Below are 9,953 nucleotides of genomic sequence, written 5' to 3'. Positions count from 1 at the left end.
CCGTCTCCCGCAGCTTCCGCGCAAGGCGGTTGGATCGCTCGTTCAGCTCGCGGTAGGTCAGCTGCCGCTCGTTCATGGCGGCGGCCACGTTGTCCGGGTAAAGCTCCGCCTGCTCTTCGAACAAGCCGTGAATCGTCTGCTGCCGCGGGTAGTCCGCCTCCGAATCGTTGAAACCGCGCACCAACTCGAGGATTTCCTCCTCCGTGAGCATTTCCAGCGAGGCAATATCCCCGTCCGGCGCTGCTGCGATGGTTTCGAGCAGCTTGTCATAATGTCTGGCGAACCGTTCCGCGGTCTCTTGTTTATACAGAGCCGTAGCGTACTCCAACCGGCATTCGAGCTGACCGTCCAGCTCCGAAATATCCAGGAGCAGCTCGAACTTGGATGTTTGGTTTTCCAGTGGATAAAACGATTGCTCCAGCCCCTCGATGACAATTTGCTCGTTCTCCGTATTTTGTAGGGAGAAGAACGTGTCAAAGAGCGGATTCCGGCCGGTCGCGCGCGGAATGTGAAGACTTTCTACCAAGTCTTCGAACAAATAATTTTGGTGTTCGAAAGCCCCGAGCGTGATGTCCTTGATTTCTTCCAGGTACGTAAGGTACGGCTTGGAACGCTCCGGACGGCTGCGAATGGTCAGCGTGTTGATAAACATCCCTACGATCGGCTGCACTTCTTCCTGCGTTCTTCCGGCAATCGGCGTTCCTACGATCAGATCTTCCTGACCCGAATATTTATGCATAAGGATGGTGTAAGCCGACAGCAGCACCATGTACAGGGTCGTCCCTGTCCGTGCCGCCAGCTCTTTCAGCTTCTCCGTCCGATCTTTCTCGATATAAAACTTCACGGTTCGGCCGTCAAAGCTTTGCACCGCAGGCCGCGGGAAGTCCGTCGGTAGCTCCAAGACCGGCAGCTCGCCCGACAGCTGTTCCAGCCAATACTCCTTCTGCGGCTGGAGCATCTGCCCGTAAGCTTCGGAATGCTGCCAAACGGCATAATCTTTGTATTGAATGCGCAGCGGGGCCAGCTCCTCGCCCCGATACAGGCGGCTGAACTCGTCGAAGAGCAGCGCTGTCGAAATGCCGTCCGAGACGATATGGTGCATATCGAACAGTAGAATGTGGCGATCCTCGGCGACTTCGATCAGGCCGATGCGGAGAAGTGGCGGCTTGGTCAGATCAAACGGGTGATAGTAAGCTTCCACCACTTGCTCCACTTCCCGCTCGCTCGCTTGGAAATAATCTACAGCAAACTCCACCTCGTCATAGATGCGCTGGACAAGCTCGCCTTGAACCTGCTCGATCCCGGTACGCAGCGTCTCATGGCGCTGAATCAGCGCCCGGAACGCGTGCTCGACGCGCGTGCGGTCCAGCTTGCCTTCGAGAAGAAGCGCCGCCGACATATTGTAGCTGCGCTCGGCCCCGTCAAGCTGGCGCAGGACGTACAGACGCTTTTGCTCGGATGAAACCGGATAGTACTCGGCCTCAGCCGCCTTTGTAATCTCATACGTCTCCTGCTGCCTTAAACCGCCGATTCTTTGGGCTAGCTGTTCGATCGTGGTGTAACGGAAAACTTCCCGCAACGAAACCTCGACTTGCAGCTCTTTCCTAATCTTGGAAACAAGCGTAGAGGCCCGCAAGGAATGACCACCCAAGTCAAAGAAATCGTCTTGGACTCCAACTCGCGCAATACCCAGCACCTGCTGCCAAATGAGAGCAAGTCTTGTTTCCAGCGTTGTGCGAGGAGCCACATACTCACGGCCTGCTTCTACCTCTCCGGTCGGTTCAGGCAGCGCTTTACGGTCAATTTTGCCGTTCGGCGTGAGCGGAAGCTTATCAAGAGACACCAGCCGGGCCGGGACCATATGGGCCGGCAGCTCTTGCTTCAATTGGGACAGCAGATCGCTCAGCTGCAAAGAAACATCCGCCGCCACGTAGCCGCACAAATACTTTTGCCCCTGCTCATCCGTACGGTCGGTCACCACAGCCTGCTTGACGCCCGGGAAACGCAGCAGGGCCGTTTCAATTTCGCCGAGTTCGATCCGGAACCCGCGAATTTTCACTTGATAGTCGATCCGGCCGATGAAGTCGACGTTGCCGTCTTCCAGCCAGCGGGCCAAATCGCCTGTCCGGTACAGACGTTCGCCCGGCACAAACGGGCTGTCCGCAAACTTCTCGGCGGTTAGGTCCGGACGGTTCCAGTACCCGCGCGCCACCCCGGCGCCGCCGATGACAAGCTCGCCCGGAACCCCTACAGGAACCGGCTTTAACGCGGTATCGACAATGTAAAACCGGGCGTTCAGCCAAGCTTTGCCGATCGGCACATGACCCGACGGCGGCAGCTTATCCAGCGGCTCACCGTAAAAGCTGCTGTCAATGGCCGCTTCGGTAACGCCATAGCTGTTGATGATGCGGAATTGTCCGCCGAATCTTTCCTGCAGCAATCGGTAATCGGTGACACTGCAAGCATCCGAGCTGGTAATCAGCAACTGCATGGAACTAACGTCCAGCCCTTCTTCATAAATATGCTGCATGAACGGCAGGATGAGCGCAGGCGTCGATTCGAATACCGTAATGTTTTGGTCCCGAATCCAGCCGTATAAGAGGTTCGGATCAATCCGGTCATCCTTCGGCACAATCACCATCGTGCCTCCGTTATACAGCGTCCGCGCGATGTCTCCGACGAACACGTCAAACGAGAAGCTGGCCAGCTGCAGCAGCCGCACCGGGAACTGATCCAACCGGTACTCGCGACGGTACGCATCCGCCGTATTCACGAGACTACCGTGCTCGATCATGACGCCTTTCGGGCGTCCCGTCGTACCCGAGGTGTAAATCACATAAGCCAAGTCTTGCGGGGCGCTGTCGGCAGATTCAAATTCCACGATTAAGGCATCCCCGTTATAAATCTGTTCATCGTCCATGGCATAGACAGCTTGAAGCTTCAGCCGGTCATCGGCCAACCAACCTCTGGCCCGCTCCAACAGATGACGCTGCGTAAGCAGCACCGATGCATCGCTATCGCTGAGCATGTACTCAATCCGCTCCGCCGGATAATCGGGGTCCAGCGGTACATAGGCTCCGCCGGCTTTCCAAACGGCGAGCACCCCGACCAGCAGTTCCACTGAACGCTCCGCCCAGATTCCCGTAATCGTCTCCCTTCCCACGCCCTGTTCGCGAAGGAGAGAAGCCAGCCGCTCGGCGCGTTCGTTCAATTCGCCGTAGGTCAGCTGTTTGTCCATGTAGACGACTGCCGGATGATCCGGAATTTCCCGGGCAAACTTTTCAACATACCGATGAAACGCTTCTCCCTCGCTCAGCCCTGCCATCGGCGGGTTAAAAACGTTGAGAATGCGGTGTCTCTCCTCATCGCTCAGCAGAGAAATCTCGCGTATCGGCAGTTCGGGAGTCTGAAGGAACTGGTCCAGAACGGTTACATACTGTTCCATAATCCGATCAATCTCGGCCGTCTCGAACAGGCCGGTACGATAGGAAGCATGGAGAATTACATGGCCTTCATTCAGCATATGGTCGAAGCGCAGCAGCAAATCGTCCATCTCGTGCCTAGCGAAGTGAGCCTCCAGGCGTACCTTGATTTCTTCGTACTCCACGATTTTCAAAGGCAGATATTCCAGAGACGTGCGGAACAGCCCCGAAAGATCGTTGCGGCCGTGTTGTTCGCGTAAATCCTGGATCAATTGGTTATAAGGGTATTTCTGATACCGCAGATCCGCCGTATTTTCCTTGGAAACCGTTTGGATCAAGGAAAGCACGTGCCCGTCTGGATTCAGACGAATCCGCGTAGCCACGGTGCTGACGAACATGCCGATCGTTTCTTTTTCCTTCTTGCTGGTGCGATTGGCGAAAACCGTGCCGACCGGAACATCGGTGCTGTCGGTCAGCTTGTACAATAAGGCGTACATGGCGGACAGAAATAACGTATATAAGCTGACCTGATATTGTTCGCTGAAGGCCAGAATGCGTTCATACCGGGAACCGTCCAAAGTGATGGCCAGTTTATTGGATTCGCTGCCGATCGAGAATGGCGGATACGATTTAATGCCGGTCGTTTCAGGCAAAGTGTTGTACTTCGTCAGCCAGTATTCCTTGCCTTTTTGATAACGCTGCGATTGCTCATATTCACGCTCCGCGGAAATATAATCCAGATAGGTAGGGGCCTGGTAACTGCTGGAGATGCCTTTGCGCAGTTCCAGGTATTTTTCCATCACCGCATGCAGCAAAGCATTGACGGACAAGCCGTCGGCGATAATATGATTTACCGTCAAATTGAGCCATACTTGGCCGTTCGCAAAATGGATAATTGTAAATTGGTAGAGGTGTTCGTCGAACACGCTGGCCGGTTTTTCGCTTACTTCTTTCACCCAAGCATAGAATTGTTCGGTTGTGCCTATTTCGAGGCGGCTTATCCTAGCTTGGACATTCTCCGGCTCTTCGAACCACTGCGTTGGATTTTGCAAATCCCCGCTAATGTGGATTCGGAAAACGTCATAGGTTTTGACGATCTCTGCCACCGCTTGCTCCAGAAGCTGTGTGTTGATCTCGCCCGTAATCTGGTAGGTCGCAGAAAGCATCGTGATGGACGTTCCCGGATTCATAATTTCCATGAACCATATTCGGCGCTGGGCTTGCGTTAATCCATATTGCTCGTTGGTATTCTCTCTCACATCGACACACTCCCGGTTTAGAGATTCTTTATAGATAGGCTTTGTACCTAGATGTCACTTAGTCACTCTTAGAAGAACCGCGCGGCCATTCCCGGAACGGCTCCTTCGGACTCTGCCCCCTTTTTCGTGTCTACGTTTTCTGGTAACTACCGGTTATAAAGTCATACCTTGGATTACTAAAAGACTCTGTCGCATTCGCAAGCAGGAAGCCGCCCGCCGTAAAGCGGGTCTAGCCGTACAGCCGGGCGTAATAACCCCCGAGCGCCAGCAGGTCCTGATGGCGGCCCCGCTCGACGACCGTCCCTTGGTTCATGACGGTAATCAAATCCGCATGTTCCACGGTGCTGAGACGGTGGGCGATCAGAATGGTGGTGCGCCCCTTCATCAACACGTTCAGGGCCTGCTGTACCCAATGCTGGGATTCGTTATCTAGCGCGGAAGTCGCTTCGTCCAGCAGCAGAATCGGGGCGTTTTTGAGAATCGCCCGGGCGATCGCAATTCGCTGCCTTTGTCCGCCCGACAACGACGCTCCTCTCTCTCCCACCGGCGTTTCATACTGTTCAGGAAGTTCCTGAATGAAATGGTGAGCGTACGCCGCTTTGGCCGCTTCGATCACTTCTTCATCCGTTGCTTCCGGGTTGCCATAGCGGATGTTTTCCACAATCGTGCCGGTAAACAAGAACGGCTCCTGCGGAACGTATGCAATCTGCCTGCGGATTTCGTCCAGCGTGTAATGGCCGAACGGTTTGCCTTGGAGCAGGATTTCTCCGCTGTCCACAGGATAAAAGCCGAGCAGCAGCTTGATCAGCGTACTTTTGCCGCTGCCGCTGGCCCCCACGATAGCGGCGACCTGGCCGGGAAACACCTGCATGGAGATGTCGACAAGCACCTTTTTATCCGCCTGATAGGAAAATTCCACATCGCGAAACTCCACCGCAGCCTCCGACACGAGCTCGCTGTGAGGAGATCCCAAACGCTCCGGTTCCTCTTCCTCTCTTAGTACCTCTTGAATCCGGTGAGCGCCCGCGATCGAATTTTGGGTCATCGACAGAACCATCCCCAAGTTCAACAAGGCGTGCGTCAGATTCACTTGCAGAACCGCCAGGGCAGCGACGCTTCCCATTCCCATCAGTCCGTAGGCATAAAGAAGACTGCCGATGACGATGATACCGCAGAACGTGACGTAGCTGATAAAATGATTCACCGCAGCCTGCATGCCGTTCTTCTGCGCGGTTTGCCGAAGCGTCTGCGTCATTTGTTCGTTCAACGCCTCGTACTGGCCGTAAATCGTGCGGATGCGGAACAGCTTCACAATTTGAATGCCGCCCATAAAATCTTTGAATTTTTCGGTCATTTTACCGAGCATTTGCAAGCCTTGTTCGGACAAGGCGCGAATATCCCGCGCAAATTTCAGGCTGACCACGGAGGACAGCAGCAGAATGACGAAGGATACGCCGGCAAACCGCCAATCGATCAACACCATGGAGACAATGGAGCCGATGCAAAAGACAACTTGAAGCAGCAAAACGAAGTAAACCTGCGAGAATGTAAACTCAACGGTCGTTACGTCGTTGTTCACCCGCGACAGCAAATCCCCATGGTGCGTCTGCTCCAGGAATCTCGGCCGCACCCGGCACAGCTTGTCATAAAGACGTTCGCGGATATTCAGCACAGTCAGCTCGACACTGCGCTGGTATAAGTAAATGAACCAGGGAGAAATCACATTTTCCAGGAACAAGGCCGCGCCCAAAATAATAAAGGCTTCCACCATCAGGGACGTATCTCGGGACACGGCGAAATCAACCAAGTTATGTACGACCAAGCTGAAGGCGATCAAGAACAATGTCTGGGTGAGCGCCGTCACGGCCAGGCCAATGGCGTACTGGGTTTTGCGCTTGCGGTTCATAAACATCAGCAAGTAGCCGAGTTCTTTCACTTGCGAGAGCCATCCGCCCTTTTTCATGTGTACGCCACCTCCCTGCGTTCGGCAGACTCGGTAAATTCCTGATAGTACGACTGGGCGTACAGTCCCTTCATCTTCAGCAATTGTTCATGAGTGCCCTTTTCAACAATACTCCCCTGTTCCATGACCCAAATTTCGTCGGCGTTTTGTACTGTAGAAAGCCGGTGGGCAATAACCATCGTCGTTCTCTGCTTCATCAATACGCCCAGCGCTTCCTGAACCGCGCTTTCCGACTCCGGATCAAGAGCCGACGTTGGCTCGTCCAGCAGCAGAACGGGAGCATCCTTAAGAAAAGCCCGGGCCATTGCAATGCGCTGGCGCTGCCCGCCGGACAAAAAGCCTCCGCGCTCTCCGACATACGTCTGATAGCCGTCGGGAAGCTGCATAATGAAGGAATGCGCCTGAGCGGCTTTGGCGGCTTCGATAATCTCGTCCATCGACGCTACTTCCCGCCCGTAGCCGATATTTTCAGCGATCGTGCCGCTAAACAAATATGAATCCTGGGTTACCACGGAAAAATGCGACCGAAGCTGCTCCGGATCGGCGCCGTGGATCAGGCTGCCGAACACGCGGATCTCGCCCTGGTCCTCCGGAAGCGGATAAAAGCCGCATACAAGCTTAAACACCGTGCTCTTCCCTCCGCCGCTCGCTCCGACAAGCGCGATCGTCTTCCCTTCCGGCACCGAGAAGCTAACATTCCGCAGGATCGGGGAGCTCTCCTCATATCCGAAGGTTACGTTCTGAAACTCGATGGGGGCGGCGCTCGCTTTCGGAAGCGAACGGCCATTTTCCGTTTCGGTCGGCTGCTCGACGATTTCGGAGACCCTTCTCAGGGCACCGGCCATTTCGAACGTCCGCGTGATGAGCTCGGGAATATGCTCCAGCGGCTCCAGACACAGATTCAGCAAGTACAGGAAGGCGATCAGCTCTCCCGCGCCTAGCTGCCCTTTGTAGATCAAATAGCTTCCGTAACTGACGGCGAAAATGATCGGGCTGATCATCAGCGTGGAAAGCAGCGGGTTGACCCAGGCTTCCCGCTTTTTCACGGCCAGCTTTTTTTGGGCCGTCAATTGCAGCAGCACTTGGTAGGAGCGAGATAACATGCCGGATAGCAGGTAGCTTTTTACAATAGGCATACCCCCAAGCGTATCCTGGAGGTTGACGTTCATTCGGCCCATGTTCGCCTGGGCTTCCTCCGTCAACCGCTCCAACTGCTTGCCGATCCATTGGGAAACCAGCAGCGCTACGGGAAATAACAGCAGGCTGTACAGCATCAGCTCCCATTGGAGGTAGATCAAATAAGCGAAACAGCCGATGAACACCAGCGGATGATAAAACCACTGGGCGAGGTCCCGAATCATAAACTGCTGGATCAGCTGCAGGTCATTGTTGATCCGCGACAATACGTCGCCGGAGTGCTGCTTTTCCAAGTAGGAGACCGGGAGTTTGCCGATATGACGCATGACATGGTTGCGGATATCCTGCACCGCAGAGGCGCTGCTTCGCTCCACGCCGAAGCTCATGAAAAACTTCGCCGGCACACCGATCAAGATGACCACAAAGACCGTGTACACGATTTGCAGAACGATTGGCCCTGCCCCCTTCTCGGCCTGGGTGGTCAGCTGCTCGATCAAACTTCCCATCCATATCTCAATAACGGCGGCGGCAATCGCGGACAAGATACCGACGATCATCCAGCCTTTGTGACGGCTTACATAGGACATCAGCCAGCGGAACGCTTTCCAGGCGGCGTAAGCGGTTTGGCGCTTGGAAGGCGCCGCTGTGCCTTGTTCTAGAACAGACGGCTGGCGCTCAGCTTCCATGCAGTACCCCGGCCTCCGCTTCGATCTGCCGCTTGACTTGCTCTAAGATGTCCCGGATGACGACGGCCGTTTCTTCCACGCGCGCGAGTTCCAGCAATTCCTCGTGCGCGCCCTCCAGCCGGTAATCGGCGTAAGCTTGCGTCGTTGCCCCCCGCCAGGAAGGCAATTGGTGCTCCAGGCGGAACGCTTCGCTGTCCTTCGCAATCATTTCGTAAATCCGGGCCGGGATCGTGCCGGAATTAATAAGCTGCGCTTCGTACGCCAAGGTCGCTTTGACCTTCCGATGAACCCGCTCCCGCACGAGCGGGTTGCTCATTAATTCCTTCTCTTCTTCGTCGAAATCGGCAAGCGTTTCTTCAAGCTCTTTCTCCGACGTTTCGGAAGGCGTCAGCGTGTCCTTAATCCACGAGTCCACCATGAGCACGTCCGTTACGGAATACCCTCTTTTCTCCATCGTTTTGGCTACCTCGAACGTCAGGTTGCCTCCGAAGCAGTAGCCGAGCAGCACGTAAGGTCCTTCCGGCTGGATGCGGACGATCTCGTCCACATAACGGTTCAGCATGGCCTCGTAATCGACGGCATCGTCGATAAAATCAATGCCGTAGAGCACGAACCGGCCGTCGAGCCTGCTTGCGAGCTCTCGGTAACCGATGCCGAAGCCGCTGCCCGGAGGGAAACAGAACACGTTCAGATCTCCTGCTTTATTCAGCTTAATGAAGGAGTCTCCCCCTTTATCCAGGCCCAGATCCCCCTCGCCGAAAGCCATGGCTTCAACTGTTAGATTGTGGAATTGGCGGTTCAGCGGTATCTCGATGCCCGTTTCATCGTAAACGGCTTGAACGAGCCTCATCAGACTTAACGAATTGCCACCCAACTCAAAAAAGTTATCCTTTACGCCGACCTGCGGAACGCCAAGCGTATCCTGCCAGACGCGGGCGATCTTCATTTCGAGCAGCGTTCTCGGCGCGACATATTCCGCTCCTCCGGCCGCGGCTTCCTCCGGCGCGGGCAGCGCTTTGCGGTCGATTTTCCCGTTCGGGGTCAGCGGCATCCGCGAAAGCTGCACGAGGTGCGAAGGAATCATATACCCCGGAAGCTGCTTGGCGAGCTCCTCCTTGAGTTCATGCGCCGCCAGCCTCGTTTCCGCGACGTAATAAGCGACAAGCTGCTTAAGGCCGTTCGCGTCGTCGCGGTCGAGCACCTTGGCTTCTTGCACGGCGGCGATCTTCAGCAGCTGCGTCTCGATTTCGTCCAGCTCGATCCGGTACCCGCGGATTTTGACCTGGTGGTCGATCCGGCCTAGGTATTCGATGTTGCCGTCCGGCAGCCAAGCCGCCAAGTCGCCCGAGCGGTACAGTTTCTCCCCCTCCACAAACGGGGAATCGACGAACTTCTCCGCCGTCAGATCTGGACGGTTCAGGTATCCTCTCGCAAGGCCTTCCCCGGCCACGTACATTTCGCCCGCTACGCCGATCGGCACAGGGCG

The 9,953-nt window shown here is 55.4% G+C and carries 4 protein-coding genes; all 4 read right to left on the bottom strand.

Features of this window, described 5'->3' with window-relative positions; translation table 11 throughout:
* Nucleotides 1–4,681 (bottom strand): amino acid adenylation domain-containing protein (locus ACL9RM_RS26025; RefSeq protein WP_414126679.1); only part of this gene is annotated, 4,681 nt, incomplete at its 3' end.
* 229 nt (nucleotides 4,682–4,910) lie between these two features.
* Nucleotides 4,911–6,644 carry an ABC transporter ATP-binding protein gene (locus tag ACL9RM_RS26020; protein WP_250260350.1) on the bottom strand — a complete coding sequence of 578 codons (1,734 nt, stop codon included), beginning with the start codon at nucleotides 6,642–6,644 and terminating at the stop codon, nucleotides 4,911–4,913.
* Nucleotides 6,641–8,467 carry an ABC transporter ATP-binding protein gene (locus ACL9RM_RS26015; protein ID WP_250266747.1) on the bottom strand — a complete coding sequence of 609 codons (1,827 nt, stop codon included), beginning with the start codon at nucleotides 8,465–8,467 and terminating at the stop codon, nucleotides 6,641–6,643. Before ACL9RM_RS26015 ends, ACL9RM_RS26020 begins: the two co-directional genes overlap by 4 nt.
* The coding region (locus ACL9RM_RS26010) for a thioesterase domain-containing protein (protein ID WP_414126678.1) at nucleotides 8,457–9,953 on the bottom strand (1,497 nt) is incomplete at its 5' end. The genes ACL9RM_RS26010 and ACL9RM_RS26015, both read right to left, overlap by 11 nt.

The organism is Paenibacillus sp. S29, from assembly GCF_049319765.1.
Classification (GTDB): domain Bacteria; phylum Bacillota; class Bacilli; order Paenibacillales; family Paenibacillaceae; genus Paenibacillus; species Paenibacillus polymyxa_B.
Note: the sequence above shows the minus strand (reverse complement) of the source record. Positions and strands in the feature narration are given on the sequence as shown.